General features: G+C 69.1%; 31 protein-coding genes. 25 read left to right on the forward strand and 6 right to left on the reverse strand.

Annotation, left to right across the window (positions count from 1 at the left end; translation table 11 throughout):
- The first annotated feature begins 11 nt into the window (after window positions 1–11).
- The 7 genes from ACFRAQ_RS00585 to ACFRAQ_RS00615 all read left to right on the forward strand — a co-directional run bounded on the left by ACFRAQ_RS00585 (window position 12) and on the right by ACFRAQ_RS00615 (window position 5,839).
- Window positions 12–932 carry a sugar phosphate isomerase/epimerase family protein gene (locus ACFRAQ_RS00585; RefSeq protein WP_379095692.1) on the forward strand — a complete coding sequence of 307 codons (921 nt, stop codon included), beginning with the start codon at window positions 12–14 and terminating at the stop codon, window positions 930–932.
- A 102-nt stretch (window positions 933–1,034) separates the two neighbouring features.
- Window positions 1,035–1,931, forward strand: a complete 897-nt coding sequence (locus ACFRAQ_RS00590) for a thioesterase family protein (protein WP_379092165.1) — start codon at window positions 1,035–1,037, stop codon at window positions 1,929–1,931.
- A 65-nt stretch (window positions 1,932–1,996) separates the two neighbouring features.
- Entirely contained in the window at window positions 1,997–2,818 is an 822-nt protein-coding gene (proC, locus tag ACFRAQ_RS00595; protein WP_379092168.1) for a pyrroline-5-carboxylate reductase, read from the forward strand.
- 208 nt (window positions 2,819–3,026) lie between these two features.
- On the forward strand, window positions 3,027–3,272 hold the full coding sequence (locus ACFRAQ_RS00600; RefSeq protein ID WP_154790969.1) for a helix-turn-helix domain-containing protein: 246 nt from the start codon (window positions 3,027–3,029) through the stop codon (window positions 3,270–3,272).
- Window positions 3,273–3,467: 195 nt separating this feature from the next.
- On the forward strand, window positions 3,468–3,569 hold the full coding sequence (locus ACFRAQ_RS00605; protein ID WP_003402602.1) for a 30S ribosomal protein bS22: 102 nt from the start codon (window positions 3,468–3,470) through the stop codon (window positions 3,567–3,569).
- Window positions 3,570–3,791: 222 nt separating this feature from the next.
- Complete coding sequence (locus ACFRAQ_RS00610; protein WP_357091348.1) at window positions 3,792–4,823, forward strand: NAD-dependent epimerase/dehydratase family protein; 1,032 nt, start codon at window positions 3,792–3,794, stop codon at window positions 4,821–4,823.
- Window positions 4,820–5,839 (forward strand): lysophospholipid acyltransferase family protein, encoded by a 1,020-nt coding sequence (locus ACFRAQ_RS00615; protein ID WP_379092171.1) that lies wholly within the window; start codon window positions 4,820–4,822, stop codon window positions 5,837–5,839. Before ACFRAQ_RS00610 ends, ACFRAQ_RS00615 begins: the two co-directional genes overlap by 4 nt.
- A 62-nt stretch (window positions 5,840–5,901) precedes the next feature.
- Here ACFRAQ_RS00615 and ACFRAQ_RS00620 read toward each other — a convergent pair whose 3' ends face one another.
- Window positions 5,902–6,936 carry an HAD family hydrolase gene (locus ACFRAQ_RS00620; protein ID WP_379092174.1) on the reverse strand — a complete coding sequence of 345 codons (1,035 nt, stop codon included), beginning with the start codon at window positions 6,934–6,936 and terminating at the stop codon, window positions 5,902–5,904.
- A 102-nt stretch (window positions 6,937–7,038) separates the two neighbouring features.
- On the opposite strand from ACFRAQ_RS00620, the gene ACFRAQ_RS00625 reads away from it, so the two are divergent.
- The 6 genes from ACFRAQ_RS00625 (at window position 7,039) to ACFRAQ_RS00650 (ending at window position 13,027) form a co-directional block, all read left to right on the forward strand.
- Window positions 7,039–7,299, forward strand: a complete 261-nt coding sequence (locus ACFRAQ_RS00625) for a glutaredoxin family protein (protein WP_379092177.1) — start codon at window positions 7,039–7,041, stop codon at window positions 7,297–7,299.
- A 344-nt stretch (window positions 7,300–7,643) separates the two neighbouring features.
- Window positions 7,644–8,456 (forward strand): redox-sensing transcriptional repressor Rex, encoded by an 813-nt coding sequence (locus ACFRAQ_RS00630; protein WP_379092180.1) that lies wholly within the window; start codon window positions 7,644–7,646, stop codon window positions 8,454–8,456.
- Complete coding sequence (locus tag ACFRAQ_RS00635; RefSeq protein WP_379092184.1) at window positions 8,453–9,841, forward strand: glutamyl-tRNA reductase; 1,389 nt, start codon at window positions 8,453–8,455, stop codon at window positions 9,839–9,841. Before ACFRAQ_RS00630 ends, ACFRAQ_RS00635 begins: the two co-directional genes overlap by 4 nt.
- Window positions 9,838–10,902, forward strand: coding sequence for a hydroxymethylbilane synthase (gene hemC / locus ACFRAQ_RS00640; RefSeq protein WP_379092187.1), 1,065 nt, complete (start codon window positions 9,838–9,840; stop codon window positions 10,900–10,902). Before ACFRAQ_RS00635 ends, hemC begins: the two co-directional genes overlap by 4 nt.
- Complete coding sequence (locus ACFRAQ_RS00645) at window positions 10,899–12,461, forward strand: bifunctional uroporphyrinogen-III C-methyltransferase/uroporphyrinogen-III synthase (protein ID WP_357090970.1); 1,563 nt, start codon at window positions 10,899–10,901, stop codon at window positions 12,459–12,461. The genes hemC and ACFRAQ_RS00645 overlap by 4 nt, the downstream gene beginning before the upstream one ends.
- A gap of 323 nt (window positions 12,462–12,784) precedes the next feature.
- Window positions 12,785–13,027, forward strand: coding sequence for a hypothetical protein (locus ACFRAQ_RS00650; RefSeq protein WP_379092191.1), 243 nt, complete (start codon window positions 12,785–12,787; stop codon window positions 13,025–13,027).
- Window positions 13,028–13,114: 87 nt separating this feature from the next.
- Here ACFRAQ_RS00650 and ACFRAQ_RS00655 read toward each other — a convergent pair whose 3' ends face one another.
- Entirely contained in the window at window positions 13,115–13,435 is a 321-nt protein-coding gene (locus ACFRAQ_RS00655; RefSeq protein ID WP_357090974.1) for a hypothetical protein, read from the reverse strand.
- Between the two features lie 184 nt (window positions 13,436–13,619).
- Between ACFRAQ_RS00655 and hemB the strand changes: the two genes are divergently transcribed.
- The 5 genes from hemB to ACFRAQ_RS00680 all read left to right on the forward strand — a co-directional run bounded on the left by hemB (window position 13,620) and on the right by ACFRAQ_RS00680 (window position 16,507).
- On the forward strand, window positions 13,620–14,597 hold the full coding sequence (gene hemB / locus ACFRAQ_RS00660) for a porphobilinogen synthase (protein WP_379092194.1): 978 nt from the start codon (window positions 13,620–13,622) through the stop codon (window positions 14,595–14,597).
- Between the two features lie 31 nt (window positions 14,598–14,628).
- Window positions 14,629–15,138, forward strand: a complete 510-nt coding sequence (locus ACFRAQ_RS00665; protein ID WP_379092197.1) for a hypothetical protein — start codon at window positions 14,629–14,631, stop codon at window positions 15,136–15,138.
- 279 nt (window positions 15,139–15,417) lie between these two features.
- Complete coding sequence (locus ACFRAQ_RS00670) at window positions 15,418–15,930, forward strand: hypothetical protein (protein WP_357281860.1); 513 nt, start codon at window positions 15,418–15,420, stop codon at window positions 15,928–15,930.
- Window positions 15,930–16,166 (forward strand): hypothetical protein, encoded by a 237-nt coding sequence (locus ACFRAQ_RS00675; protein ID WP_379092201.1) that lies wholly within the window; start codon window positions 15,930–15,932, stop codon window positions 16,164–16,166. Before ACFRAQ_RS00670 ends, ACFRAQ_RS00675 begins: the two co-directional genes overlap by 1 nt.
- Before the next feature lie 116 nt (window positions 16,167–16,282).
- Window positions 16,283–16,507, forward strand: a complete 225-nt coding sequence (locus tag ACFRAQ_RS00680) for a hypothetical protein (RefSeq protein WP_379092204.1) — start codon at window positions 16,283–16,285, stop codon at window positions 16,505–16,507.
- 46 nt (window positions 16,508–16,553) lie between these two features.
- Here ACFRAQ_RS00680 and ACFRAQ_RS00685 read toward each other — a convergent pair whose 3' ends face one another.
- Entirely contained in the window at window positions 16,554–16,937 is a 384-nt protein-coding gene (locus ACFRAQ_RS00685; RefSeq protein ID WP_379092207.1) for a hypothetical protein, read from the reverse strand.
- A gap of 272 nt (window positions 16,938–17,209) precedes the next feature.
- Between ACFRAQ_RS00685 and hemL the strand changes: the two genes are divergently transcribed.
- From hemL to ACFRAQ_RS00720, 7 genes are all read left to right on the forward strand, one after another.
- Window positions 17,210–18,547 carry a glutamate-1-semialdehyde 2,1-aminomutase gene (hemL, locus tag ACFRAQ_RS00690; RefSeq protein ID WP_357090985.1) on the forward strand — a complete coding sequence of 446 codons (1,338 nt, stop codon included), beginning with the start codon at window positions 17,210–17,212 and terminating at the stop codon, window positions 18,545–18,547.
- A 608-nt stretch (window positions 18,548–19,155) separates the two neighbouring features.
- Window positions 19,156–19,761: a histidine phosphatase family protein gene (locus ACFRAQ_RS00695; RefSeq protein ID WP_379095695.1), complete on the forward strand. Its 606-nt coding sequence runs from the start codon at window positions 19,156–19,158 to the stop codon at window positions 19,759–19,761.
- A gap of 70 nt (window positions 19,762–19,831) precedes the next feature.
- On the forward strand, window positions 19,832–20,470 hold the full coding sequence (locus tag ACFRAQ_RS00700) for a TlpA family protein disulfide reductase (protein ID WP_379092209.1): 639 nt from the start codon (window positions 19,832–19,834) through the stop codon (window positions 20,468–20,470).
- Between the two features lie 5 nt (window positions 20,471–20,475).
- A complete protein-coding gene (locus tag ACFRAQ_RS00705) occupies window positions 20,476–21,300 on the forward strand; it encodes a cytochrome c biogenesis CcdA family protein (RefSeq protein WP_357281851.1) in 825 nt (274 codons plus the stop codon).
- 1 nt (window position 21,301) lies between these two features.
- Window positions 21,302–22,921, forward strand: a complete 1,620-nt coding sequence (locus tag ACFRAQ_RS00710) for a cytochrome c biogenesis protein ResB (RefSeq protein WP_379092212.1) — start codon at window positions 21,302–21,304, stop codon at window positions 22,919–22,921.
- Window positions 22,921–23,910 (forward strand): c-type cytochrome biogenesis protein CcsB, encoded by a 990-nt coding sequence (ccsB, locus tag ACFRAQ_RS00715; protein ID WP_379092215.1) that lies wholly within the window; start codon window positions 22,921–22,923, stop codon window positions 23,908–23,910. The genes ACFRAQ_RS00710 and ccsB overlap by 1 nt, the downstream gene beginning before the upstream one ends.
- Before the next feature lie 140 nt (window positions 23,911–24,050).
- Window positions 24,051–25,241, forward strand: a complete 1,191-nt coding sequence (locus ACFRAQ_RS00720; RefSeq protein WP_379092219.1) for a Rieske 2Fe-2S domain-containing protein — start codon at window positions 24,051–24,053, stop codon at window positions 25,239–25,241.
- 8 nt (window positions 25,242–25,249) lie between these two features.
- On the opposite strand, the gene ACFRAQ_RS00725 is transcribed toward ACFRAQ_RS00720, so the two are convergent.
- The 3 genes from ACFRAQ_RS00725 to ACFRAQ_RS00735 form a co-directional block, all read right to left on the reverse strand.
- Window positions 25,250–25,450: a hypothetical protein gene (locus tag ACFRAQ_RS00725; RefSeq protein WP_357281844.1), complete on the reverse strand. Its 201-nt coding sequence runs from the start codon at window positions 25,448–25,450 to the stop codon at window positions 25,250–25,252.
- A gap of 173 nt (window positions 25,451–25,623) precedes the next feature.
- Window positions 25,624–25,812 carry a hypothetical protein gene (locus ACFRAQ_RS00730; RefSeq protein ID WP_357281842.1) on the reverse strand — a complete coding sequence of 63 codons (189 nt, stop codon included), beginning with the start codon at window positions 25,810–25,812 and terminating at the stop codon, window positions 25,624–25,626.
- Window positions 25,813–25,894: 82 nt separating this feature from the next.
- Window positions 25,895–26,125 carry a BldC family transcriptional regulator gene (locus ACFRAQ_RS00735; RefSeq protein WP_213559159.1) on the reverse strand — a complete coding sequence of 77 codons (231 nt, stop codon included), beginning with the start codon at window positions 26,123–26,125 and terminating at the stop codon, window positions 25,895–25,897.
- Window positions 26,126–26,140: the final 15 nt, after the last annotated feature.

Consider the following 26,140-nt stretch of genomic DNA (forward strand, 5'->3'; position numbering starts at 1 on the left):
CAGTGGGGAATATCGTGCAAGCGCAGGGGGCGAGCACCGAGGGCCGGGCGGGGCGCGGGGAAGTCCGGGTCGGGTTGTCGACGGCGTCGGTGTATCCGGAGAACACCGAGGCGGCGTTCCGGTACGCGGCCGAACTCGGTTACGACGGTGTCGAGCTCATGGTCTGGGCGGAACCGGCCAGCCAGTCCATTTCCACCGTGCAGCATTTCGCGCACAAATACGACGTGCCGGTGCTGGCCGTGCACGCCCCGTGTCTGCTGATCTCGCAACGGGTCTGGGGGTCGGACCCGATCGCGAAACTGACCCGCAGCGTGCACACCGCCGAGGCGCTGGGCGCGGCCACCGTGGTGGTGCACCCGCCCTTCCGCTGGCAGCGCCGCTACGCCGAGGGCTTCGCGAAACAGGTTGCGGAACTGGAGAATTCGTCGCCGGTGGCGGTCGCGGTGGAGAACATGTTCCCGATGCGCGCCGACACCCTGCTGCGCGGCAGCTCGATCGACCGGCTGCGCCGCCGGGGCGGGCCCGGGCCGTCGATCACCACCTTCAGCCCCTCCTACGACCCGACCGAGACCGGCTACCGCCACTACACCCTGGACACCTCGCACACCGCGACCGCGGGTGTGGATCCGCTGGTGCTGGCGCAGCGCATGGGCTCGGGTCTGACCCATCTGCACCTCGCCGACGGCCGCGGCGCCGCCACCGACGAGCATCTGATCCCGGGGGAGGGCACCCAGCCGGTGGCCGAACTCTGTGACATGTTGATGCGCAACGGTTTCGACGGTCAGGCGGTGATCGAGGTGAACACCCAGATGGCTCGCACCACGATGGATCGGGCGGCCATGCTGGATCGGGCGCTGTCGTTCGCGCGCGAGCATCTGAACGGATTCTCGCCCGCCCCGACGCCGGAGCCGACGGCCGCGCATCGCGGCTGAGTTGTCATTCGGCGCGGTTGCCGGGGTGATTCATCCCACGACCCGTCCGGAATTTTCACCGGGTCCATTTACGCTGTACAAAACCCAGTGGAAGGACAGCGGATGACAACGGAGCTGACCGTCGACCCGGCGTCGACGAGCGAATTGGCCGACGCGCCGTTCAGTCGCGTCTGCACGCTGACCGAGCTCGACGCGACCACCCCCGGCGCCGGCCGCTTCGCGGGATCCATCGAGTCCACCTGGACCATCGGCGACAAACTGCACGGCGGCACCATGGTCGCGGGCAGCGCCGCCGCGGCCACCGAATGGCTGCGCCGCACGGCCCCCGAACAGGCCGCCATGTTCCCCATCTCGGCCAGCACCGACTTCCTCGGCGCGCCCGTCCCCGGCGCGGTCGAGTACGAGGTCCGGACCCGCAAGCTGGGCCGCCAGATCGCCCTCGTCGACGCGAGCCTGATCCAGGACGGCCGCACCCTGGTGCACACCGCTCTCACGTTCAGCCACCTTGACGACGGGGATCCGCAGTACGCCGCCGACCACGTCGGCGACATGCCCGCGGAACCGCCCGCCGACGCGCTCTTCTACGACGACCGCAACCCCATGGGCAAGATCGTGCACGTGGCCCGGGGCTCCTCGGTCGCCCTCGATCCGGCCTGGGCCCGCTTCCTCGCCGGCGAGAAGTCCGAACCCCGCCTGCGCCTGTGGATCCGCCCCTTCGCGGGTGACGAGCAGGATCCGGACGTGTCCGCCTTCTTCGCGCTCATGTCCGCCGACATGAGCCCGCCGGTCCCGATGAACCTCGGCCACTTCGGCTGGGCCCCCACGGTCCAGCTCACCACCTACCTGCGCCGCCGCCCGGCCCCGGGCTGGCTGCGTGTCATCGCGCACGCCCGCGAGGTCGGCAATCGCATGTTCGACGAGGACCAGCTCGTCATCGACTCCACGGGCGCGATCGTGGCCCAGAGCCGCCAGCTGGCCTTGATCCCCCAAGCACGCTGACGCCGGCGCCAACGGCTCTCAGCCGCGCGCTGAAGGCTCGGGGAGGCGGGATAGCCTTGAATGCTATGACGAGGATTGCGGTAATCGGTGGGGGTCGGATCGGGGAGGCGCTGATCGCGGGCCTGCTCGAGTCCGGGCGGGCGAACAAGGATCTGGTGGTGGTCGAGCCGGTGCCGGCGCGCGCCGAGGCGCTGGCGGACCGGTTCGGGATCCGTGCCACCGACGACATCGCCGATGCCGGCAAGTCGGCCGATCTCATCGTGATCGCGGTGAAGCCCAACGATGTGGACGCGGTCCTGACCGAGCTGGGCAAGGCCGAGCTCGGCGCGGCTGACCACGATCAGGTGCTGGTGTCGCTGGCGGCCGGGGTGACGACCGCGCGCATGGAATCCAAGCTGCCCGCCGGCTTCCCGGTCGTGCGGGTCATGTCGAACACCCCGATGCTGGTCGGCCAGGGCATGAGCGCCATCGCCCCCGGCCGCTACGCCCGCAAGGAACAGCTGGGCCTGGTCACCGAGATGCTGGAGTCGGTGGGCAAGGCGGTGACCGTCTCCGAGGCGCAGATGGACGCCGTCACCGCGGTGTCCGGTTCGGGTCCGGCGTACTTCTTCCTGATCGTCGAGGCGATGATCGACGGCGCGGTGGGCCTGGGCCTGACCCGCGACGTGGCCACCCAGTTGGTCACGCAGACGATGCTCGGTTCGGCCGCGCTGCTGGAGGAGTCGGGTCAGTCTGCCGTGGAATTGCGCGCGGCCGTCACCTCGCCGGCGGGGACCACCGCGGCGGGCCTGCGGGAGTTGGAGCGGGGTGCGGTGCGATCGGCTTTCCACGATGCGTTGCACGCGGCAAAACGGCGTTCCGCCGAACTCGGCGCGATCGCGGACTAACGTTGACAGTGGGTGAGTGTGCTCCCCACTTTCCAATACTGCTCGGTTGCTAGTTTGCTGCCGTAGGCCGACTCGCCACAGCAAAGGCTGATTTCTCACACCCGTCGCAGCAATCCCACTGGTCCCGCTAAGCTTCAAGGAGCACGTGCGTGTCTGTTCCGCCGGTGGGGAAGCCGGCGGCGCGGACGTGCCGGAGGTCAGTGGCGCAATGATGTCTGGAAACAGCCAAGCGAGGTCCGGAAACAGCCCAATCACTGCGGGATCCGTCATCGGAGGGGGAACGCAGTTCCTCACCGTTGCCGAGGTCGCGAATCTGATGCGGGTTTCCAAAATGACGGTGTACCGGTTGGTGCATTCGGGAGAGCTGCCCGCGGTGCGGGTGGGGCGTTCCTTCCGGGTGCACGCCAAGGCGGTGCACGACTATCTGGAGACGTCCTACTTCGATGCGGGGTAGTACGGCCCGATAACCGATCGGCCCCACCCGTTTCGTTCGCCCGAGAGTGGCCCGGTAGCATGAACCGGCATCCTGTACGTGCCGGTGGTGCCGCCGGGTCCATCTCGGCCCGTATCGGGTAGGGACTGTGCAGGGTCAGACAGTGTGCACCCCGCGGAAGCGGGGATGACCCGAGAGAACGCGAGGAACAACCCTATGGGTTCTGTGATCAAGAAGCGCCGCAAGCGCATGTCGAAGAAGAAGCACCGCAAGCTGCTTCGCCGCACGCGCGTGCAGCGCAGAAAACTCGGCAAGTAAGCCGCTGCGTCGTAGCTGGAAGCCCGTCACCGTCGGTGGCGGGCTTTCGTTCTTCACGGGTGATCGAACTCATCGTTAGATCCTGGTTAATACTCTTCGAATGCCCCCTACTCGCCGGTTACCCTGGGAGCGGGAAAAACGCCCGATGACAATTCAAGGCATGGGGGCCAGGTGGGATCCGGAGTGGCAGGGACTCGGGACGGGCAACCGCCCAAGGTGGTGATGGTGACCGGTGCGAGCCGGTTCTTCGGCGGCAATGTGGTGGCCCGGTTGGCGGCCGACCCGGCCGTCGAACGCATCATCGCCGTGGACGCCAAACAGCCCAGCCGTGAGCTGCTGCGCCGTATGGGCCGCGCCGAATTCGTGCGCGCCGATATTCGTAATCCGTTGATCCGCAAGGTTATCGACGGAAATCAGGTCGATACGGTGGTGCATCCCGCCGCGTTGTCGCGCCCGCCCTCCGGGGGCGGCCGGGCCGCCATGAAGGACATGAACGTCCTGGGCGCCATGCAGCTGTTCGCGGTGTGTCGCAAGGCTTCCAGCGTGCGGCGAGTGGTGGTGCGTTCCTCCTCCGCCGTCTACGGGTGCAGCGCAAAGGACCCGGTGAAGTTCACCGAGGAGATGAGCGCCCGCACCCCGCCGCGCGGCTGGTTCGCGCGGGACATGATCGAGGTGGAGGGCTTCGTGCGCGGGCTGGCCCGGCGGCGTCCCGACATCTCGGCGGCCATCCTGCGGTTCCCGCCGATCGTGGGCCCGCAGCTGGCCAAGCGGGGCGTGCAGTACTTCCGCTCGCCGATCACGCCGACCATTCTGGGCCGGGATCCGCGTATGCAGCTGCTGCACGAGGAGGACGGCATCGCCGCCCTGGTGCACGGGGCCATGACGGCCCCCGGCGGCACCTACAATGTGGCTGGGGACGGCGCGATGGCGCTGTCGCAGGCGATCCGGCGGGCCGGGCGGGTCGAACTGCCTGTCCCGTACTCGGTGTTCCGCAGTGTCGGGCGCACCGTGATGGGCCCGGTGATGCGGGAGTTCACCGCCGAGCAGATCGACTATTTCCATTTCGGTTGTGGCCTGGACACCACCCGGATGCGGACCGAACTGGGCTTCGGCCCGCGCTGGACCACGGTGCAGGCCTTCGACGACTTCATAGGGGGCGCAGCGTTGCGGCCCGTGATCGATCCCGCGTGGATCGACGCCGCAGAAAACAAACTTCTCGGCCTGCTCGGGGCCGGGACGGGAGCACACCAATGAGTGATGTAGCGAAGGTGATTCGACTTCACGACGTGGATTTCGAGGCGCGGCACAATCGCCCGTCACGGGTGTGGCCGGCGGGGGAACCGGCGCTCACCCCGGTGACCTCGCTGACCGATCGGCTCGCCGAAGTCGAAGCGCGTCAGCCCAAGTCGCTGGGGGAGATGATCCGGGGAACCGTGGCCGACGGGGTCCGCTACACGGCCGACTTCGCCCGCCGCCGCCTCACCGGCGACTACCAGGTCGACGAGTTCGGCCTGGACGAGCACCTGCTGGAATCGGTGATCCTGCCGATGCTGCGGCCGCTGTCGGACCTGTGGTTCCGGGTCGAGGTGTCGGGTATCGAGAACATTCCCGAGGTGGGCGGCGCGCTGATCGTGGCCAACCACGCGGGCACGGTGCCGCTGGACGGGCTGATGCTGCAGCTGGCTGTGCACGACCGGCATCCCAAGCAGCGCGCGCTGCGCCTGCTGGCCGCCGACCTGATCTTCGAGACGCCGCTGCTGGGCGGACTGGCCCGCAAGGCCGGGCACACCCTGGCCTGCCCCGCGGACGCCGAAAGGCTGTTGCGTGCGGGCGAAGTCGCCGGTGTTTTCCCCGAGGGTTACAAGGGCATCGGAAAGCCGTATTCGGACCGGTACAAGTTGCAGCGTTTCGGCCGTGGCGGTTTCGTGTCGGCGGCGGTGCGCACCGGGGTGCCGATCATTCCGTGCTCGATCGTGGGTTCGGAGGAGATCTATCCGAAGCTGGCCGATATCAAGCCTTTGGCGCGGCTGCTCGGTATTCCGTATTTCCCTGTGACGCCGCTGTTTCCGCATCTGGGTCCGCTCGGCGCGATTCCGTTCCCGTCGAAGTGGTACATCCAATTCGGCGAGCCGATTTCCACTGCCGGATACGAGCCCGCGGACGCCGATGATCCGATGACGATGTTCGAAATCACCGATCAGGTCCGCGAAACCATTCAGGGCTCGCTGTACAAGAATCTGATCAAGCGCCGGAATCCGTTCACCGGCTAGATAATTGGTACCGACCAGCGACCGGCCCGCCCCGAATGGGAGCGGGCCGGTCGCTTTTCGTGCTAGCTGGCCTTGGCTTCGCGTTTCCGGGACAGCACGGCCGCGGCCGCGCCGCCCGCCGCGCCGAGCGCGAGGGCCGTGGGCACACCGACTTTCGCGGCTTTGCGCCCGGTGCGGAAGTCCCGCACTTCCCAGCCGCGATTCTTGGCGACCTCGCGCAGATCCGCGTCCGGGTTGATGGCCACCGCGGTGCCGACCAGCGAGAGCATCGGCACGTCGTTGTGGCTGTCGGAGTACGCCGTGCAGCGCTTCAGGTTCAGGCCCTCACGAATGGCGAGGGTGCGCACCGCGTGCGCCTTGCCGAGTCCGTGCAGGATGTCGCCGACCAGGCGGCCGGTGAACACGCCGTCCTCGCTCTCGGCGACCGTGCCCAGCGCCCCGGTCAGACCGAGCCGCTTGGCGATCACCTGCGCGAGTTCCACCGGTGTGGCGGTGACCAGCCAGACCTGCTGGCCCGCGTCCAGGTGCATCTGGGCCAGCGCCCGGGTGCCGGGCCAGATCTTGTCGGCGATGATCTCGTCGTAGATCTCCTCGCCGAGCGCGGCGAGTTCGGCGGTCGGGCGGCCCGCGATGAAGGACAGCGCCTTCTCCTTGCCCGACGCCATGTCCGAGTGGCTCTCCTTGCCGGTGACCCGGAACTTGACCTGCTTCCAGGCCATGTCGACCAGGTCGGAGGTCTTGAAGTACTTGCGCGAGGCCAGCCCGCGCGCGAAGTGCACGATCGACGCGCCCTGCACCATCGTGTTGTCGACGTCGAAGAAGGCCGCGGCGGTGAGGTCGCGGGCGATCGTGGGCGTCGGCGTGTCGCCGAGGTCGCGCAGCGCCAGCTCGGCGTCGTGGAGGGCGATCGCGGCGTCGGCGCTGGCCTCGCCGGCCAGGTTGGCGCGGACCTCTTCCTCGGTAGGACCGAAGGGGCTGCGGGTGATGCGGGTGAACTGATCCTGCAGGTCAGCCAGTCCCTGACCCCAGCGCGCCGGGAATTCACCGAATCGTCCCGCGATGAAGCCCGTTCCCTGCTCTTTCGAACGTTCCGGCACCAGTACCTCCGCCTGTTAGCGCGAACAACTCAACAGTAACGCCCGGGAGTGGCCGCAACGTAGACGGTGAACGACATATCGGGAAGTTGTTAGATGGTGGCCATGAGCGATTCGCCACATGCTGTGACGCTGTTGACCCGGGACGGGTGCGGGCTGTGCCACACCGCACTCGAACAATTGCGCCCGATCTGCGCCGAGTTCGGCGTCGAGGTGACCACGGTGGACGTGGACGCGGCCGCCGCCACCGATCCGGGCCTGCGCGCCGAATACGGGGACCGGCTGCCGGTGGTGCTGCTGGACGGCCGGGAGCACAGCTATTTCGACGTGGACGAGCCGCGGCTGCGCGCCGACCTCGCGAAATAACCGGATCTACCTCGCGAAACCGGGCGTTATAGGGGATTTTCCGGGCTTTCCGCCGGGGTCCCCCTCCGTCTGTCCCGTCCGGTGTGTTGCGTAGCGGGTTCGCGCTGATGAGGGTTGAATGAACCCGGGGCCGGAGCCCGCCGCAAAGTGACTGAATTCACCGACTTTGTGCAGGGCTTCACAAGCGGTTACGGTGGTGGCACGCGACCCGCCTTCTCGGGCAGCGGAAGCGACCCCCTGAACCTGACTCGACCTCGCCTGCAAGGACCGCGACGGTCTCCCGGCGTCGGGTCGACAAAAGAACCCGGACACTCACCCCCGGCCGGACGAGGAGCGCAAGCGACGTGACAGAGCAGCAAGAGACGCCGCCGACTGGCGTCTCCAAGGCTCTGCAGAAGGACATCCCGCAGGCCACGGTGGCCCGGCTGGCCACGTACCTCCGGGTGCTCGCCGTACTCGCCGACGACGCTGTAGCCATCGTATCGAGTGAGGAACTGGCTGTCGCGGCGGGTGTCGGTTCGGCCAAGTTGCGCAAGGATCTCTCCTTCCTCGGACCCAACGGCGTGCGTGGTGTCGGTTACGACGTGATCAAGCTGCGCGACCGCATCGAGGATGTGCTCGGTCTCTCCGAGGGACACCGGGTGGTGCTGGTCGGAGCCGGTCATCTGGGCCGCGCGCTGGTCGGCTACGGCGGTTTCCGCCGCCGCGGTTTCGCCATGGTCGGGCTGTTCGACAACGATCCCGCGGTCATCGGGACCACCGTCGGCGGACTCGTCGTCCGCGACGTGGCCGAGCTGACCGACGCCGTGGCCACGCTGGAACCCACCATCGCCGTGCTCACCGTGCCCGACGCCGCCGCGCAGGGCGTGTGCGATCTGCTGGTCGAGGCCGGTCTGCAGTGCGTGCTGAGCTTCTCGGCCCTGGCTCTCGAGGCCCCGGCCACCGTCGAGGTGCGACGGGTGGATCTCGCGGTGGAGATGCAGCTGCTGTCGTTCGAGCGGGCCCGCAACGCGGAATCGGCCGCCGAGGACGCGATGAGCGCCGCCGCGGCCGTGGTCGGCTCCGCCGACGCGAACGTGGTGTCCACCCCGATCCGCCGGGTGACGACGATCCAGACCGCGGACACAACCAGCAAGGGAGCGGTGGTCCAGCCATGAGCGTGCTTCTCGTCGGCATCTCACATCGCAGCGCACCGGTGGCGGTGCTGGAGAAGATCGCCATCACCGAGACCGACCGGCCCAAGCTGACCGACAAGATGCTGGCCTCCACGCACGTGTCCGAGGCGATGATCGTCTCCACCTGCAACCGCATCGAGGTCTACGCGGTCGTCGACGCCTTCCACCCCGCACTCGGCGAGATCGGCGAACTGCTCACCAAGCATTCCGGGCTGCCGCTGCCCGAACTCACCAAGCACGCCTACGTGCGCTACGCGGAGGCCGCGGCCGAGCACCTGTTCGCGGTGTCCTCGGGCCTGGATTCCATGGTGGTCGGCGAGCAGCAGATCCTCAGCCAGATCCGGGCCGCCTACGCCGCGGCCGACGCCCAGCAGGCCGCCGGGCGCACCCTGCACGAGCTGGCCCAGCACGCGCTGCGGGTCGGCAAGCGGGTGCACTCCGAGACCGGGATCGACCGCGCGGGCGCGTCGGTGGTGTCGGTGGCGCTGGATCGCGCGGCCGCCGTGCAGGGCCCACTGGCCGGGCGCACCGCGCTGGTGCTGGGCGCCGGTGCGATGGGCGGGCTCGCGGTGGCGCAGCTGGCGCGCGGCGGGGCCGCGAAGGTCATCGTGGTGAACCGGACCCTGGAGAAGGCGCAGCGGCTGGCCAACACGGCCACCACCATGCACGGCGTCGAGGCCGAGGCCATCGAGATGGACCGGCTGGCCGAGGCCATGGCCGCCGCCGACGTGGTGATCACCTGTACCGGCGCGGTGGGCACCGTGGTCACCCTCGCCGATGTGCACCGGGCGCTGTCGGCCAAGCCGGGCGCCGAGGAACTGGTCATCTGCGACCTGGGCCTGCCCCGGGACGTGGACCACGCGGTCGCCGGACTGCCCGGGGTCACCGTCATCGACATCGAGACGCTGCAGCGCGACCCGTCGGCCGGCGCGGCCGCCGACGACACCGCCGCCGCGCGCACCATCGTCGCCGACGAACTCTCCAAATACCTTGCCGGACAGCGCATGGCCGAGGTCACCCCGACCGTGGCCGCGCTGCGCCAGATGGCCGCGGACGTGGTCGAGGCCGAGCTACTGCGCCTGGACTCCCGACTACCGGGACTCGAATCCACCGAACGTGACGAGGTGGCCCGTACCGTGCGACGGGTGGTCGACAAACTGCTGCACGCACCGACGGTGCGGGTCAAGCAGCTGGCCTCCACACCCGGCGGGGACAGCTACGCCGAGGCGTTGCGCGAGCTGTTCGAACTCAAACCCGGTGCGGCGCAAGCGGTTGCCGCGCCGATGGAGATCTCCGCCCTGCAGGGCGAACTGGCCGATGATTTCACCGCCGCCCACCCGGGGGACGAACAGGGGCACATCGCATGACCGGAGCAATGGTGCACGAGAACGACATAACCGCTCCCTCTGCGGAGCAGGCCTATGGTCGCGGAACGGTCGACGCCCCGTGGCGCATCGGCACCCGCGGCAGTCTGCTGGCCCTCACCCAGGCCGGGCACGTGCGTGACGCCTTGATCGCCAACGGCCAGCAGGCCGAGCTGGTCATCGTGAAGACCGCCGGCGACCAGAACGCCACCGATCCCGTGCAGAAGATCGGCGTGGGCGTGTTCACCGCCGCGCTGCGCGAGGAATTGGCCGCGGGCACGGTCGATATCGCCGTCCACTCGTACAAGGATCTGCCGACCGCGCAGGATCCGCGCTTCGACATCGCCGCCATCCCGCCCCGGCAGGATCCGCGCGACGCGCTGGTGGCGCGCGACGGCCTGGTGCTGGGTGAGCTGCCCGCGGGCGCGAAGGTCGGCACCTCCGCGCCGCGGCGCGCCGCACAGCTGAAGGCGCTGGGCCTGGGCATCGAGATCGTGCCGCTGCGCGGCAATCTCGACACCCGGATCGGCAAGGTCTCCTCCGGTGAACTGGATGCCGTGGTGGTGGCGCGGGCCGGGCTGGCCCGCATCGACCGCCTGGACGTCGTCACCGAATCGCTCGAACCGGTGCAGATGCTGCCCGCCCCGTCGCAGGGTGCGCTGGCCGTCGAATGCCGCAGCGAGGACACCGAACTCGTGACCATCCTGTCCGCCCTCGACGATCCCGGCACCCGTGCCGCGATCACCGCGGAACGGGCGTTGCTGGCCGACTTGGAGGCCGGTTGTACCGCGCCGATCGGCGCGCTGGCGGAGGTCGTCGAATCGCTCGACGACGACGGCCGGGTGGTGGAGGAGTTGTCGCTGCGCGCCTGCGCGGCGGCGATCGACGGCTCGGATGTGATCCGGGCTTCAGTGGTCGGACCGGTCGCGGATGCCGCGGACCTGGGGCGGGCACTGGCGCGCGAGCTCTTGGAGCTGGGGGCGCGCGAACTGCTCAGCGTCACAGAGGAATCCGCTGAGCTCACCGACGACAGCAATCCCAGCCCAATGGAGAACAGCCGATGAGCCGAGTGACGAAGAAGAATCCCGGTCGGATCCTTTTCGTGGGGTCAGGGCCCGGTGACCCGGCGCTGTTGACCGTGCGGGCCCGCGAGGTGCTCGGCCGGGCGACGCTGGCCTTCACCGATCCCGACGTCGACAAGGGCGTGCTCGCCCTGATCGGCATCGCGGTCGAGGAGAGCGCCGACGGGACCCGCCCGGTGGACGTGCGCCCCGCCCTGGGCGACGCCGCCGAAGTGGCCAAGACCCTGATCGCGGAGGCCCGCGGCGGCTCCGACGTGGTGCGCCTGGTCTCCGGCGACCCGATGACCACCGACTCGGTCATCCAGGAGATCAACGCCGTCACCCGCTCGCATCTGAGCTTCGAGGTGCTGCCGGGTCTCTCGGCCGGCACCACCGTGCCCGCCTACGCGGGTATCGAACTCGGCTCCAGCCACACCGTGGTGGACGTCCGCGGCGAGGTGGACTGGGCGGCCGTCGCGGCCGCCCCCGGCCCGCTGGTGCTGCACGCCACCTCCGGCCACCTGGCCGAGACCGCCTCGGCGCTGGTGGAACACGGCCTGGCGCCGCAGACCCCCGTCGCGGTGACGGTGCGCGGCACCACTCGCCAGCAGCGCACCATCGACGCCACCCTGGCGACCCTGAACAACGCCGCCTCCGAGCTGGTCGGCCCGCTGGTGGTCACGGTCGGCAAGGAAGTGGACAAGCGCGCCAAGACCTCCTGGTGGGAGTCCCGCGCTCTCTACGGCTGGACCGTGCTGGTGCCGCGCACCAAGGAGCAGGCCGGCGAGATGAGCGAGAAGCTCGTCAACCACGGCGCCATCCCCATGGAGGTCCCGACCATCGCGGTCGAGCCGCCGCGCAGCCCCGCCCAGATGGAGCGCGCGGTCAAGGGCCTGGTCGACGGCCGCTACCAGTGGGTCGTCTTCACCTCCACCAACGCGGTGCGCGCGGTGTGGGAGAAGTTCGGCGAATTCGGCCTGGACGCCCGCGCGTTCAGCGGCGTGAAGATCGCCTGCGTCGGCGAGGCCACCGCGGAGAAGGTGCGCTCCTTCGGCATCAACCCCGAGCTGGTGCCGTCCGGTGAGCAGTCCTCCGAGGGTCTGCTGGCCGACTTCCCGCCCTACGACGACGTTTTCGACCCGGTCAACCGGGTGCTGCTGCCGCGCGCGGACATCGCCACCGAGACCCTCGCCGAGGGCCTGCGCGACCGCGGCTGGGAGATCGACGACGTCACCGCCTACCGCACCGTGCGCGCGTCCCCGCCGCCCGCGGAGACCCGCGAGATGATCAAGACCGGCGGCTTCGACGCCGTGCTGTTCACCTCGTCCTCCACGGTCCGCAACCTGGTCGGCATCGCCGGCAAGCCGCACGCCCGCACCATCGTGGCCTGCATCGGACCCAAGACCGCCGAGACGGCCATCGAATTCGGTCTGCGCGTGGACGTGCAGCCCGAAGTGGCCCAGGTCGGCCCGCTCGTCGAGGCGCTCGCCGAGCACGCCGCCCACCTGCGCGCCGAGGGTCTGCTGCCGCCGCCGCGCAAGAAGAGCCGCCGCAGCCGCTAGCTTCGGCACGATGAACGGCCACCCCGGCCCCGCGTCACGATGACGCGGGGCCGGGGTCGTTCTCACGCCCGGCACGGTCGGGACCTGTGACGGCGCGGAGTGGTTCGGCTCGGCCCGGAGACCGATTCCGGCGCGGCTCGGCGATTGCGTGTCATCGATCGGCCCGGTCGCGAACAACGGGTCCGCGGCAGGACCTCCGGCCCGGGCGAGCATGTCGGCCTCGCCGATTCGCTGGGTGGATGCCCAAGGAAATGTCGTCGTTTCATCCGGAAGCGAAATGCATACGCTGCATTCGGTATTCGATCTTCGAGAGGTGAACATTCATGAAGCGTGTTTCAGTCGGCCTGATCGCGATGTGTGGACTCGCGCTGGGCGCGGGCCTGTCCCCGGCGGCGGCTCTCGCCGAGGCCCCGAGCGTGGCGGCGCCGGTCGCCGATGCGCCGGGGGTCAGCTCGTCCGGCATTCCCGCCGTGACCGTCCTGCAGACTCTGTTGAAGTGCCTGACCAGCGGTTCGAGCAATCCCGGCACGCCGGGATCGACCCAGACCGGCTGCCTGAACTCCTAGCGCCCGCACGGGCGTGGGAGGCGCACCGACGTCCGGTCGTGGGGACGTCGGCGCGCCTCCGCCGCGTTCAGCGGAGCCGCGTGGCGGTCAGCGCTGGGCCGCCATCAGGCGGCGGACCATGCGGCAGGTCGCGTCCGAGGGCTGGTGCACGCCGATGACTTCGGCTGTCTCCCTGATCTTTTCGTTGGTGGCCTGGTCGGGCCCGAAGGACCCGGAATCCAGGAGCGCGATGGCCAGCCGCATGGCCTTCAATCGCCGGTTGTGCGAGACGTACCACGTGCGCGGCCGCCCCGCCGGCAGCGGCTGCTTGGCCAGCGGCCGCCACGCGTGATCGATGACCTCCCCCTTCTTCGGAACCCCGGCGCCCCGGTTCACCTTGCCGGACATGCTGGTAACGGCTGCGAGCACGGCCAATCCTCCCGTCGCGATCCGGGATCGCGCCTTCGAACGCGGCGCGATCCCTTCGAACACATCTTCGATTCTACTCGGACCCACCGACAAAAACGGCTGCTCACAATGACTTTGGACGTCGACCGGGCCCGGCGTCGGAGGCGCGCGCACCCCGGTCACGAGCCGGGCATATCATGCGAGCATGACCGGAATGGACCGCCCTCGGCGGTTGCGCCGCACTCCCGCCATGCGTCGGCTCGTCGCCGAGACCAGCCTGGAGCCGCGGCACCTGATTCTGCCCATGTTCGTCGCCGACGGTATCGGCGAACCGCGTGAGATCTCCTCCATGCCAGGCGTTTTCCAGCATTCGATGGACTCGCTGCGCAAGGCGGCCGCCGAAGCCGTGGCCGCGGGCGTGGGCGGCCTCATGCTCTTCGGCGTTCCGAAGCCCGAGGACAAGGACGCCCAGGGGAGCGGGGCCAGCGACCCGGACGGGATCCTGAACCGCGGCCTGTCCGCACTGGTGTCGGAGGTCGGTGACTCGACGGTCGTCATGGCCGACACCTGCCTCGACGAATTCACCGACCACGGCCACTGCGGCGTGCTCGACGAGCACGGCGCGGTCGACAACGACGCCACCCTCACCCGCTACGTCGAGATGGCGCTGGCGCAGGCCGCGACCGGCGCCGACCTGCTCGGCACCAGCGGCATGATGGACGGCCAGGTGGGCGCGATCCGCGCGGGCCTGGACGCCGCCGGATACACCGACACCGGCATCCTCGCCTACGCGGCCAAGTACGCCTCCGCGTTCTACGGGCCGTTCCGCGAGGCCGTCGGCTCCTCGCTGCAGGGTGATCGGCGCACCTACCAACAGGATCCGGCCAACCGCCGGGAGGCGATCCGTGAGCTGGAACTGGATCTGCTCGAGGGCGCGGACATCGTCATGGTGAAGCCCGCCATGTCGTACCTGGACATCCTGCGCGAGGTCTCGGACCGGTCCACGGTGCCGGTGGCGGCCTACCAGATCTCCGGCGAGTACGCGATGATCACCGCCGCCGCCGAGCGCGGCTGGATCGACCGCAACGGCGCGATCCTGGAATCGCTGCTCGGGATCCGGCGGGCGGGCGCGGACATGGTGCTCACCTACTGGGCCACCGAGGCCGCGCACTGGCTGGCCTGAACCGGAACGAGTAGCTCTGATCGTGAATCCCATGGTCCCGCCGAACGATCCGGCGCGTCCGGCGCCCGAGGACGTCGGCACCGCCTGTCAGCTCTGGTACGCCGCACTCGGGGTCGGGCTGGTGCAGTTGATCGCCTCGCTGATCGCGCAGTTCGGGCAGCGGAACGAATTGGCGCAGCAGATGTTCGACCAGGTGAAGGAGCAGCAACCGGCGGTCACCCTGGCGCAGGTGGAGGTCTGGGCCGCCGTCGTGTTCGTGCTGGTCGCGGTGTTCTGGCTGGTGCTGTCCGGAGCCGGGGTGGCGGTGGTGTGGCAGCTGGGGCGCGGAAAGAACTGGGCCCGAGCGGTTCTCACCGGTTTCGGCATCTTCCTGGTGCTCGGCGCGGCGGGCACGCTGTTCGGCGTCGGCGCCAAGGAGAGCGGCGTGGCCGCGCTGATCGCCGGCGGCGCGGGCATCGTGCAGGCGGTGCTCGCGGGCGGGGCCGTATTCCTCTGCTACCGAAGCGAATCCGACGCCTACTTCCGGCCCGGACCGCGCTAGGTTACCGCCGAGTTTGTTACGGGGGTGACAACGCGTTATGGTGAGGGCTGTCACAACTATTTCGGGAACCGGAAGTCGGCCGTCGCGCGTTACGTCATGCGCCTCGAGCCCCCCGGGAAGGCGGAGCAACGATGCGAGTGGTGATCCAGCAGCCGCACAGCCTGCGGCGTGATATCGCGGTGCTGAGCCTGTTGTTCCTCTTCGGCCTGCTGACCCTCGCCGTACTCCTGATTCCGGGCCTGGCCCACTGAGTCGTTCCGCGATCTTTACGCTCGACCTATGAGTGAGGCCATCAACGCCCCCGGGGCCGTGCTGTTCTCCGAACCCGGCGCGCGCTGGCGGACCATCGCCTACGGACCCGCGCTGTGCGCGATCATCCTGGTCATCGAGCTGTTCCGGGGCGGCGACATCCACTGGTTCGGGCTCGTCTTCTGCGGCGTGCTGCTGGCCGGGTTCGTCTGGTTGCAGGTGATCGCGGGCAAGCGGCACATCAGTGTTGAGCTGACCCCGGAACAGCTGCGCGAGGGCACCGAGGTGGTGCCGTTGCGCGACATCGCCGAGGTGCTGCCCGAAGACGACGAGGAGTCCTGGGATTATGAGGACTGGCAGTCCGCGCGGGCGCTGGGCGAGCTGACCGGAGTACCGCGGCGGCGCAAGGGAATCGGCTTGAAGCTGACCGACGGTCGCCTGGTGCAGGCGTGGGCGCGTGACCATGTCACGCTGCGCGCGGCGCTGACCGAGGCCCTGGGCCACCCGCGCGGGACCGACGACGAGCCTCGGGAGGCGCTGTGATGCGGTGGCTGACGATAGCGGCCGAGATCGTGCTGGTTCCGGTGCTGGCCGTCGCGGCGGTGTGGTGCTGGCGGCACGGGGTGCAGACCACGGTGTTCAAGGCGCAGGGTGAGGCGCCGTCGTTCAGTGCGACCCGCTATGTCGGGCCGTGGCTGGCGGGGTCCGCGGCGCTCGTGATCATGGCCGGACTGTCGCTGATCGACGGGGCCACGCGGGCGGTTCGGCTCACCCGCTGACGTTTTGTCCGATTCGACGGTTCGCGCTCGGCGAGCCCGGTCCGACACACCGATTTGAGGGGTGCGAAGTCGGGTTTCGCCTTATCGCCCTCGGACCGGCGCGGAGAATCATCCGCATGAAGCGCACAGAACTCGTGAAACGCATCGCCCCCGCGGTGCTGGCCGCGGGGCTCGTCGGCGCTGTGGTCGCGGCTCCGGCCGCCGCGGCCCCGGTCGATACCGTCCCGGATTACCGGTCACCGTTGGTGGCGACGTCCTGGCAAGACCTACTACCGCCCCAGCTGAACTGCCTGCTGTCCACCGGATGGGCCGCGTTCTGCCTGGGGATTCCGCTCCCGTAGCGGGGGGTGCGGCGGCGCGACCGCAGACCGCGCCGCCGTCTCCGCCTCAGTTCCAGTTCTGGTAAACATCCAGCACGCGACCGCCCTTGGTGCCGGGCAGGTTCACGAACAGGGTCACCGTGCCGTCGGGATGATCGGCGGCCTCCATCATCACCTGGCGCAGGGAGGCGTGCACGCCGCCCTTGTCGTCCTTGTAGATGGTGGTGTCGGGCTCCAGGCCCGCGCCCATCCGGCTCAACGGCACGAACATGCTGACCACCGCGGGTAAGGGGCCGTCGGCGATGGCGGCCGTCTCTTGATGCGACAGCGCCACCCCCACCCGCCCCTGGTCGATCTGCACCAGCGGCACCGCGGCCTGCGCCACCCCGGGCGCGGCGGCCAGCCCGGCCGCCACCGCGATGATCCCTACCCCGAACCGAACGACCCGCATACGTCCCGCCCTCTCTCAGAAGCCGTTTCCTACGTCGAGACATTACGCATCAGCTATCTAGTAGCGAATTACGTTGTCCGAATCTCACTTCGGCGTGTTGCTCGGATCCGCGTCATCGAGGACCCGCTCGCCGGCTCCCATGATCTCAGCCGTCGGCCTTCGGGATGCGCGCTTCGATCCAGGGTGCGAAGATGACGGGTTGGCTGTGGGAAGAGCCACTCGACTACACCCTGTCGTCGACGGGGGCGGGGGCGGCTGAGAGACTGGGTGCCGTGAGTTCTTCTCCGCGTGTGAGCCAGGCGTCGGTCCCGGTCTCAGCCCACCTTTTCGAACGCGCCGCGGCGGTCATTCCCGGCGGCGTGAATTCGCCGGTGCGGGCGTTCAATTCCGTGGGCGGCACGCCGCGGTTCATCGCCTCCGCGCGCGGGTGCACGCTGACCGACGCCGACGGCAACGACTACGTGGACCTGGTGTGCTCGTGGGGCCCGATGATCCTCGGGCACGCGCACCCGGCGGTCGTCGAGGCCGTGCAGCGGGCCGCCACCGGCGGACTGTCCTTCGGCGCGCCGACCGAGGCCGAGATCGAACTCGCCGAGGCCATCGCGGCCCGGGTCGCTCCGGTCGACCGGGTGCGCCTGGTGAACTCGGGCACCGAGGCCACCATGAGCGCGGTCCGGCTGGCCCGCGGCTTCACCGGCCGCACCAAGATCGTGAAGTTCAGCGGCTGCTACCACGGGCACGTGGACGCGCTGCTGGCCGACGCCGGCTCCGGCGTCGCCACCCTGGGCCTGCCCACCTCGCCCGGCGTCACCGGCGCCCAGGCCGCCGACACCCTGGTGCTGCCCTACAACGACCTCGAGGCCGTGGCCGCCGCCTTCGCCGCCCACCCGGGCGAGATCGCGTGTGTCATCACCGAGGCCGCCGCGGGCAATATGGGCGCGGTCGCGCCGGTCCCCGGTTTCAACGAGGGCCTGCGCCGGCTCACCACCGAGCACGGCGCGCTGCTGATCATGGACGAGGTCATGACCGGTTTCCGGGTCAGCCACTCCGGCTGGTTCGGCATCGACGGCGTGGCCGGCGACCTGTACACCTTCGGCAAGGTGATGAGCGGAGGCCTGCCCGCCGCCGCGTTCGGCGGGCGCGCCGACATCATGAATCACCTGGCCCCGCTGGGCCCGGTCTACCAGGCGGGCACCCTGTCCGGGAACCCGGTCGCGGTGGCCGCGGGTCTGGCCACGCTGCGCACCGCCGACGAGTCGGTGTACGCCACCCTGAACAAGAACTCCGAGCGCCTGGGCGGCCTGCTCACCGAGGCGCTGACCGCCGAAGGCGTCGCGCACCGGGTGCAATTCGCGGGCAATATGGTGAGCGTGTTCTTCGCCGAGAACCCGGTCACCGACTACGCCGCCGCCAAGGCCGCCGAGACCTGGCGTTTCCCAGCCTTCTTCCACGCGCTGCTGGATGCCGGTGTGTACGCGCCCCCGAGCGCCTTCGAAGCCTGGTTCGTCTCGGCCGCTCTCGACGAGGACGCGTTCGACCGCATCGCCGCCGCCCTCCCCGCCGCCGCGCGCGCCGCGGCGGCCGCCACTCCCGAAGGATCCGCCGCGTGAGCTCCGTCCACCCCGACTCGGGCGTACCCGCCCCCGCCCAGCACGAGGCTCCTCTCTCCGCCGAAGAGGCCACCCGCCTCCTGGATTCCATCCGCCAAGCCGAGGACGAACTCGCCGAGACCGGTGAGAACATCGCTGTCGCCCCGGCGGGCGACGTGACCGTCGCACCAGTGGCCGAGGCCGAACCCGAGCCCGCCGCAACGGAATCCGACGATTCCGGCGTGGTCGTGACCGAGGACCCCGAGCCGGTCTTCGAGGCCGCCGTCGCCGCGGCCGAGCGGTTCGCCGCCCCCACCCGGGCCGAGGAGACCGCCGAGCCGGCGGACTCCGCGCCCGCTGAGGCCGCGGAGCCCGCGCGCGCTGAGGCCACGGAGCCCGCGCCCGCTGAGGCCACGGAGCCCGCCCCCGCCGAGGCCGTGGAATCCGCCCCCGCCGCGTTCTCGTCCGAGATCGTTGTCGAGGTCGATCCCCAGACCGACGAGTCCGTCGTCTCGGAAGCCGACCTCACGGTCGCCGACACCGAGGCTCCGGCCCCGGTCTCCGGCACCGGTGGCGGCCTGATCCTCCCCGGTGACGTGGCCAGTGACGTCGAGACGATCGTCCACGTCATGCGCCACGGCGAGGTTCACAATCCGAACGGTGTCCTCTACGGCCGCCTGGCCGGTTTCCAGCTGTCGGTGACCGGCCGCGCGCAGGCCCAGGCCGTGGCGCGTTCGCTGTCCGATCACGACATCGCGCTGGTGGTGGCCTCGCCGCTGCAGCGCGCGCAGGAGACCGCGGATCCGATCGCCAAGGGCCACGGCCTGATCATCCGCACCGACGACAATCTGATCGAGGCGGGCAACACCTTCGAGGGCCTGCGGGTCTCGGCGAGCGACGGTGCGCTGCGCAAGCCCCGCCACTGGTGGAAGTTGCGCGACCCGTTCACCCCGTCCTGGGGCGAGCCGTATCTGCAGATCGCGCACCGCATGCTGGCCGCGGTGAACAAGGCGCGGGTGGAGGCCGCCGGTCGCGAGGCCGTGCTGGTGTCGCATCAGCTGCCGGTGTGGACGCTGCGCCGTTTCCTGCAGGGGCAGCGCCTCTGGCACGACCCGCGGAACCGGCAGTGCTCGCTGGCGTCGCTGACTTCTCTGGTCTACCAGGGCGATACGTTGATCGACATCGTCTACTCGGAGCCCGCCGGCGCCTCCGATCCCACGGTGACCGGGGCATGAGCGGGTCAGGCCCGGAGGCGGCGGCTTGCGTGACCACGCAGGCACCCCGCTCATGCCTGGAGGGCGCAGCATGAGCCGCGCCATCGCGTCCCGGCCCGCGTTCGTCCGTCACCCGCTGCGGCGGGTGGCGGGCCTGCTGGCGGGGCTGACCGTGGTGGCCCTGCTCGCCGGGTGCACGACGGCGGGCAAGGACGCGGTGGCCCAGGGCGGCACCTTCGATTTCGTCTCGCCGGGCGGCAAGACGGAGATCTTCTACGATCCGCCGTCCGCGCGTGGCACCATCGGCAAGCTGTCCGGCCCGGATCTGATGCACGACGGCAAGACCACGTCGGTGGACGATTTCCCCGGCAAGGTCGTGGTACTCAATATCTGGGGCCAGTGGTGTGGCCCGTGCCGCGCGGAAGTCGGTGCGCTGGAACAGGTTTACGAGGCGACCAAGGACAATGGCGTCGCCTTCCTGGGTATCAACGTGCGCGACAACCAGAAGGACAAGGCCCAGGATTTCGTGACCGACAACAAGGTCGGTTACCCCTCCGTCTACGACCCGGCCATGCGCAGCCTGCTCGCGCTCGGCGGCAAGTTCCCGACCAGCGTCATCCCCACCACCATCGTGCTGGACAAGCAGCATCGGGTGGCGGCGGTGTTCTTGCGCAGCCTGCTGGCCGAGGACCTGCGGCCGGTGGTGGATCGACTGGCGGCCGAGCAGTGAATCACGTGACCTACCTGGCGAGCGTGGGGGATTCGTTCCAGCAGACCGCCGCCTCCGGACCGCTGCTGCTCGCGCTGGGCGCGTGCCTGCTGGCGGGCCTGGTGTCGTTCGCCTCGCCGTGCGTGGTGCCCTTGGTTCCCGGCTACCTGTCGTATCTGGCCGGCGTGGTCGGCGCGGAGGCCCCGCCGGTGACGGTGGAGTCGGCGCGGAGCGCGAAGACCGCGGTGGCGGGCCGCAATTCGGCGCGCCTGCGGGTGGCGGGCGCGGCGGCGCTGTTCGTGGCGGGCTTCACCGTCGTGTTCGTGCTGGCCGCCACCACCGTGTTCGGCACCATGCAGGCGCTGACCCTCAATCGTGAACTGCTGCAACGGGTCGGCGGCGTGGTGACCATCGTGATGGGTCTGGCCTTCATCGGCCTGATCCCGATGCTGCAGCGCGACACCCGCATGGAGCCGCGCCGTTTCACCGGCATCGTCGGGGCCCCGCTGCTGGGCGCGGTGTTCGCGCTCGGCTGGACCCCGTGCCTGGGCCCGACGCTGTCGGGTGTGATGGCGGTGTCGGCGGGCACCGAGGGCACCACCGCGGTGCGCGGCGTGGCGCTGATCGTGGCGTACTGCCTCGGCCTGGGGCTGCCGTTCATCATCCTGGCCTTCGGTTCGGCGACCGCGTTGCGGGCCGTCGGCTGGCTGCGCCGTAATTCCCGCACCATCCAGGTGACCGGCGGGCTGCTGTTGGTGGCCGTCGGCATCGCCCTGGTGACCGGATCGTGGGACGTGTTCGTCTCCTGGGTCCGCGACGCCTTCGTCTCGAATGTGACCCTGCCGATCTGACATGACTGCCACCATCGAAACCCCCAGCGCCCCCGCCCGTCCGCCGCGTCAGTCGCCGCTGCGCCGCGGCCTCGGTCTGCTCCGCAACACCTGGCGCGGCCTGACCAGCATGCGCACCGCGCTCATGCTGCTGTTCCTGCTGGCCCTGGCCGCCATTCCGGGCGCGCTGCTGCCGCAGCGCAGTCTCAACGCGGGCAAGGTCGACGATTACATCCGCAATCGCGCGACCCTGGGTCCGTGGATGGACCGGTTGCAGCTGTTCGACGTGTTCTCCAGCTTCTGGTTCACGGCCGTCTACGTGCTGCTGTTCGTCTCGCTGGTGGGTTGCATCCTGCCGCGCTGCGTGGACCACTACCGGGCCTTGCGCGCGCCGCTGACCAAGGCCCCGCGCAACCTGTCCCGCCTGCCGCACCACTGGTCCGGCACCGACGCGGAGACCCCGGAGCAGGTGCTGGACCGGGCCCGCGGCCAGATGCGGGGCTGGCGCACGGTGGTGCAGCCGGGCGATCGGGACGGGGAGCTGACCCTGTCCGCGGAGAAGGGCTACACCCGCGAACTCGGCAACCTGGTCTTCCACCTCGCACTGGTGGGCCTGCTGGCGGCGATCGCGATCGGCAAGCTGTTCGGCTACGAGGGCAATGTCGTGGTGCTCGCCAATGACGGCCCCGGCTTCTGCACCACTTCGCCCGCGGTGTTCGACTCGTTCCGCGCGGGCAATGTCAACGACGGCACCGGGCTGACCCCGATGTGCGTGCGGGTCAAGGACTTCAAGGCCGACTACCTGAAGAACGGTCAGGCGGCGATGTTCACCTCGAACATCCAGTACCAGACCGGCGCCGACCTGGCCTCCGGACAGTGGAACGACACCACCATCCAGGTGAACCATCCGCTGCGCGTCGCCGGGGACCGGGTGTACCTGCAGGGCCACGGTTTCGCGCCCAAGTTCACGGTGACCTTCCCGAACGGGCAGACCCGCACCGAGGCCATCCAGTGGAAGCCGGACGACGCCACCACCTTCCTGTCCTCGGGCGTGCTGCGCATCGACCCGCCGGGCGGCATGTATCCGAGCGAGGAGGAGCGCCGCAAGCATCAGGTGGCGATCCAGGGCCTGTTCGCGCCGACCGCGCTCATGCACGGCCAGCTGCTCACCTCCCGGTATCCGGCGATGAACGATCCCGCGGTGGCCATCGACATCTACAAGGGCGACACCGGTCTGGACACCGGCCGCGCGCAGTCGCTGTTCGCGCTGGATCCGGAGATGATCAAGCAGGGCCGGCTGGTGAAGGAACAGCGGGTGAACCTGAAGCCGGGGGAGACCTCGACCCTGTCCGATGGCACCAAGGTGACCTTCGACGGCGCGGAAGAGTTCGTGAACCTGCAGGTCTCGCACGATCCGGCGCAGCAGTGGGTGCTGGTGACGGCATTGACCATGATGGCGGGCCTGTTGGTGTCGCTGCTGGTGAAGCGCCGTCGCATCTGGTTGCGGGTGTACCCCGGCGAGGCGTCCGACGGTGTACGACGTACCGTAGTAGAAATGGGTGGTTTGGCCCGCACCGACCAGGCCGGCTGGGGCGGCGAGTTCGACCGCCTGCGTGAGCGGCTGCTGACGGGAGAGAAGTAATGCCGATCGACGAGAATCTCGCCTCCTACAGCGATCTCGGATTCAAATCGGCCATCGTGATCTACGCGCTGGTCTGGATCATGCTGGTCTGGCAGTTCGCCCTCACTCGCACGGTGCCGACCACCACCCGCGAATTGGTCACCGCCGGTGGCGGTTCCGAACCGGTCGCCGAGCCGCCCGCGCCGAACGTGCCCGGCAAGGTGGAGTCGCGCGGCGCCGGTCGCCCGTTCTCCGAGCGTCTCGGCAACATGGGCTTCGCGGTCCTGTTCGTCGGCTTCGGCGTGCACGTGGCCTCGATCGTCTTGCGCGGCTTCGCGACCCACCGTTTCCCGCTGGGCAATATGTTCGAGTTCATCTCGATGGCCTGTGCCGCCGCGGTCCTGCTCGGCCTGGTCCTGCTGAACGACCAGCGCTACCGCGGCATGTGGTCGTTCCTGCTGACCCCGGTCCTGATCCTGCTGTTCCTGGCGGGCACCAAGCTGCACGTGGACGCGGCTCCCGTCGTCCCCGCCCTGAAGTCCTACTGGCTCCCGATCCATGTCACCGTGATCTCGATCGGTTCGGGCGTCTTCCTGGTCTCGGGTATCGCGAGCCTGCTGTTCCTGTTCCGCATCTGGCAGCCCGCGGGCGCGGAGGCCGACAACATCTGGGGCCAGCTGGCCCGCCGCCTCCCCGACGCCCAGCTCCTGGACCGCCTGGCGTACCGCACCACCATCATCGGCTTCCCCATCTTCGGCGCGGGCGTCATCCTGGGCGCGATCTGGGCGGAGGCCGCCTGGGGCCGCTTCTGGGGCTGGGACCCGAAGGAGACCTGCTCCTTCATCGCGTGGGTTCTCTACGCCGCCTACCTGCACGCCCGCGCCACCTCCGGCTGGCGCGACACCAAGGCCGCCTGGATCAACATCGCCGGTTTCGTCGCCATGCTCTTCAACCTCTTCATCATCAACATCGTGGTCAGCGGCCTGCACTCGTATGCCGGACTGAACTGATCCAGCTGTTCTCGAAGGCCCCGGCACATCCGTGCCGGGGCCTTCTTCGTGCTGGCACTACCCCTGAGTGCTGTTGCGCTGTACGGTATTAAGCGACAGTGATTAGAACACGTTCTAGTTTTAGTGAAGGGGTGCTCGAGATGGCAGTGACGCCGGAGGGCCGGGTTCGCAAGGTGCGCGAGATCGATGTGGGCGAGGCGCCGACGCGGTACGCGCGGGGATGGCACTGCCTCGGACTGGCCGGCGCGTTCCGCGACGGTAAGCCGCACCAGGTTTCGGCCTTCGGGACCAAGCTGGTGATCTTCGCCGACAGCAAGAACGAACTGCACGTGCTCGACTCGTACTGCCGTCACCTCGGCGGCGATCTGAGCATGGGTGAGGTCAAGGGCGACTCCATCGCGTGCCCGTTCCACGACTGGCGCTGGGGCGGCAACGGCAAGTGCACCGGCATCCCGTATGCCCGCCGAGTGCCGCCGCTGGCGCGCACGCGCTCGTGGATCACCTTGGAGCGCAACGGACAACTGTTCGTGTGGCACGACCACGAGGGCAACCCGCCCACCGACGAGGTGACGATCCCCTACATCGAGGGTCCGTTCACCGACGCCGAGGGCAACGGCCTGGAGACGATCGGGGACGGCTGGACCGACTGGACCTGGGAGTCCATGATCATCGAGGGCTCCAACTGCCGCGAGATCATCGACAACGTCGTGGATATGGCGCACTTCTTCTACATCCACTACGCGTACCCGACGTACTTCAAGAACGTCTTCGAGGGCCACATCGCGACCCAGTACCTGGACTCCACGGCCCGCCCGGACAAGGGCATGGCCACCCAGTACGGCGGCGACTCCACCCTGAAGTCGGTGGCCTCGTACTTCGGCCCGTCGTACATGGTCAATCCGCTGGTCAACAACTACAGCGGCTTCGAGCTCGAGACCGTGCTGATCAACTGCCACTACCCGATCTCGCAGGACGCGTTCGTGCTGCAGTACGGCATGTCGGTGCGCAAGCCGCAGGGTGTGGACGACGCCCAGGCCGACAAGATCGCCAAGAAGATGACCAAGGGCATCGGCGACGGCTTCCTGCAGGACGTCGAGATCTGGAAGCACAAGTCCAAGATCGAGAACCCGCTGCTGACCGAGGAGGACGGCCCGGTCTACCAGCTGCGCCGTTGGTACGACCAGTTCTACGTGGACGTCGCCGACGTCGACCCGAAGTCGGTGCAGCGCTTCGAGTTCGAGGTCGACACCACCAAGGCGAACGAGGCCTGGGAGGCCGAGGTCGCCGAGAACCTGCGCCGCAAGGCGGAGGAGGACGCCCTCAGCCACTGAGGGTTTGCTCAGCCGTGCTCGTACTCGCCTAGTTCGACGTCGGTCATACGCACCTGACCCCGAGTCAGCGGCTCGTAGTCCGCGCCCGATTCCTCACGGATCAGGTGCATGTCCGATAGTTGCCCGTGTCGCTCGGCCCGCCGTGCGGCGGCTCGTTCGTCCCCGGCTTTGCGCCGGGCGTCCTGCGACAGGTTCTGTTCACGCTCCATCAGGCACCTCCGGATGGGCCCCGCTGTGGAACCGGACTGCCCCAGTATGCGCGCGTCGGGCGCGGACCAGACCAGGAAAAAACGACGATCCCCCGTGGGCTGCGCCGAAGCGGTTCCACGGGGGACGGTCACATATATCGCTATGGCTACTTCATTGGCGGAACTTCGGTAAATCAGGTGGATTCGCCGTCGCGATGCTCCCGGGAGAGCTTGGCGAGGAAATCCGGATCGTCTTCGGGACCGATAACGCGGTTGCGCCGAGCGGGTGCTGGGCCGGTGCCGGCCGATCGCTGGGGTCCGAAGGCCTTCCAGCACAGCATCGCGACGGTCACTACCGCGATGAGTGCCAACAGGTACGCCACGTCGCTCACCTCCTGACTTCGAGGGTAATCCGAGCGCGTACCCGCGGCACGTGAAGCGGGCGGTAATCCGTGAATATCGGTGCTACACGCGGGCCTCGGTGGTGAGGGACCGCAGGAGTTGCAGAACTTCGGACTCCCGGAACCGGCGGTGACCGCCCGGAGTCCGCAGGGAGCCGAGCCGACCCGCGTGAGCCCACCGGGTCACGGTCTTCGGATCGACATGGAACATGGCAGCGACTTGGCCTGGGGTGAGCAGGGTGTCCTGACCGGTGACGGAACCCAATGCGCGGCTCGCCGCGGTGAACGCAGTCATTCGCAAACCTTTCCG

Origin of the sequence: Nocardia sp. NPDC056611, from assembly GCF_042792755.1 — a bacterium.
Taxonomy (GTDB): domain Bacteria; phylum Actinomycetota; class Actinomycetes; order Mycobacteriales; family Mycobacteriaceae; genus Nocardia.

What these genes read in the sequence shown, in the direction of transcription:
- ACFRAQ_RS00590 (WP_379092165.1), top strand. Translation starts at nt 1,035, where the DNA reads ATGACAACGGAGCTGACCGTCGACCCGGCGTCGACGAGCGAATTGGCC.
- proC (WP_379092168.1), top strand. Translation starts at nt 1,997, where the DNA reads ATGACGAGGATTGCGGTAATCGGTGGGGGTCGGATCGGGGAGGCGCTG.
- ACFRAQ_RS00600 (WP_154790969.1), top strand. Translation starts at nt 3,027, where the DNA reads ATGATGTCTGGAAACAGCCAAGCGAGGTCCGGAAACAGCCCAATCACT.
- ACFRAQ_RS00605 (WP_003402602.1), top strand. Translation starts at nt 3,468, where the DNA reads ATGGGTTCTGTGATCAAGAAGCGCCGCAAGCGCATGTCGAAGAAGAAG.
- ACFRAQ_RS00610 (WP_357091348.1), top strand. Translation starts at nt 3,792, where the DNA reads ATGGTGACCGGTGCGAGCCGGTTCTTCGGCGGCAATGTGGTGGCCCGG.
- ACFRAQ_RS00615 (WP_379092171.1), top strand. Translation starts at nt 4,820, where the DNA reads ATGAGTGATGTAGCGAAGGTGATTCGACTTCACGACGTGGATTTCGAG.
- ACFRAQ_RS00625 (WP_379092177.1), top strand. Translation starts at nt 7,039, where the DNA reads ATGAGCGATTCGCCACATGCTGTGACGCTGTTGACCCGGGACGGGTGC.
- ACFRAQ_RS00635 (WP_379092184.1), top strand. Translation starts at nt 8,453, where the DNA reads ATGAGCGTGCTTCTCGTCGGCATCTCACATCGCAGCGCACCGGTGGCG.
- hemC (WP_379092187.1), top strand. Translation starts at nt 9,838, where the DNA reads ATGACCGGAGCAATGGTGCACGAGAACGACATAACCGCTCCCTCTGCG.
- ACFRAQ_RS00645 (WP_357090970.1), top strand. Translation starts at nt 10,899, where the DNA reads ATGAGCCGAGTGACGAAGAAGAATCCCGGTCGGATCCTTTTCGTGGGG.
- ACFRAQ_RS00650 (WP_379092191.1), top strand. Translation starts at nt 12,785, where the DNA reads ATGAAGCGTGTTTCAGTCGGCCTGATCGCGATGTGTGGACTCGCGCTG.
- hemB (WP_379092194.1), top strand. Translation starts at nt 13,620, where the DNA reads ATGACCGGAATGGACCGCCCTCGGCGGTTGCGCCGCACTCCCGCCATG.
- ACFRAQ_RS00665 (WP_379092197.1), top strand. Translation starts at nt 14,629, where the DNA reads ATGGTCCCGCCGAACGATCCGGCGCGTCCGGCGCCCGAGGACGTCGGC.
- ACFRAQ_RS00670 (WP_357281860.1), top strand. Translation starts at nt 15,418, where the DNA reads ATGAGTGAGGCCATCAACGCCCCCGGGGCCGTGCTGTTCTCCGAACCC.
- ACFRAQ_RS00675 (WP_379092201.1), top strand. Translation starts at nt 15,930, where the DNA reads ATGCGGTGGCTGACGATAGCGGCCGAGATCGTGCTGGTTCCGGTGCTG.
- ACFRAQ_RS00680 (WP_379092204.1), top strand. Translation starts at nt 16,283, where the DNA reads ATGAAGCGCACAGAACTCGTGAAACGCATCGCCCCCGCGGTGCTGGCC.
- ACFRAQ_RS00685 (WP_379092207.1), bottom strand. Translation starts at nt 16,937, where the DNA reads ATGCGGGTCGTTCGGTTCGGGGTAGGGATCATCGCGGTGGCGGCCGGG.
- ACFRAQ_RS00695 (WP_379095695.1), top strand. Translation starts at nt 19,156, where the DNA reads ATGCGCCACGGCGAGGTTCACAATCCGAACGGTGTCCTCTACGGCCGC.
- ACFRAQ_RS00700 (WP_379092209.1), top strand. Translation starts at nt 19,832, where the DNA reads ATGAGCCGCGCCATCGCGTCCCGGCCCGCGTTCGTCCGTCACCCGCTG.
- ACFRAQ_RS00710 (WP_379092212.1), top strand. Translation starts at nt 21,302, where the DNA reads ATGACTGCCACCATCGAAACCCCCAGCGCCCCCGCCCGTCCGCCGCGT.
- ccsB (WP_379092215.1), top strand. Translation starts at nt 22,921, where the DNA reads ATGCCGATCGACGAGAATCTCGCCTCCTACAGCGATCTCGGATTCAAA.
- ACFRAQ_RS00720 (WP_379092219.1), top strand. Translation starts at nt 24,051, where the DNA reads ATGGCAGTGACGCCGGAGGGCCGGGTTCGCAAGGTGCGCGAGATCGAT.
- ACFRAQ_RS00725 (WP_357281844.1), bottom strand. Translation starts at nt 25,450, where the DNA reads ATGGAGCGTGAACAGAACCTGTCGCAGGACGCCCGGCGCAAAGCCGGG.
- ACFRAQ_RS00735 (WP_213559159.1), bottom strand. Translation starts at nt 26,125, where the DNA reads ATGACTGCGTTCACCGCGGCGAGCCGCGCATTGGGTTCCGTCACCGGT.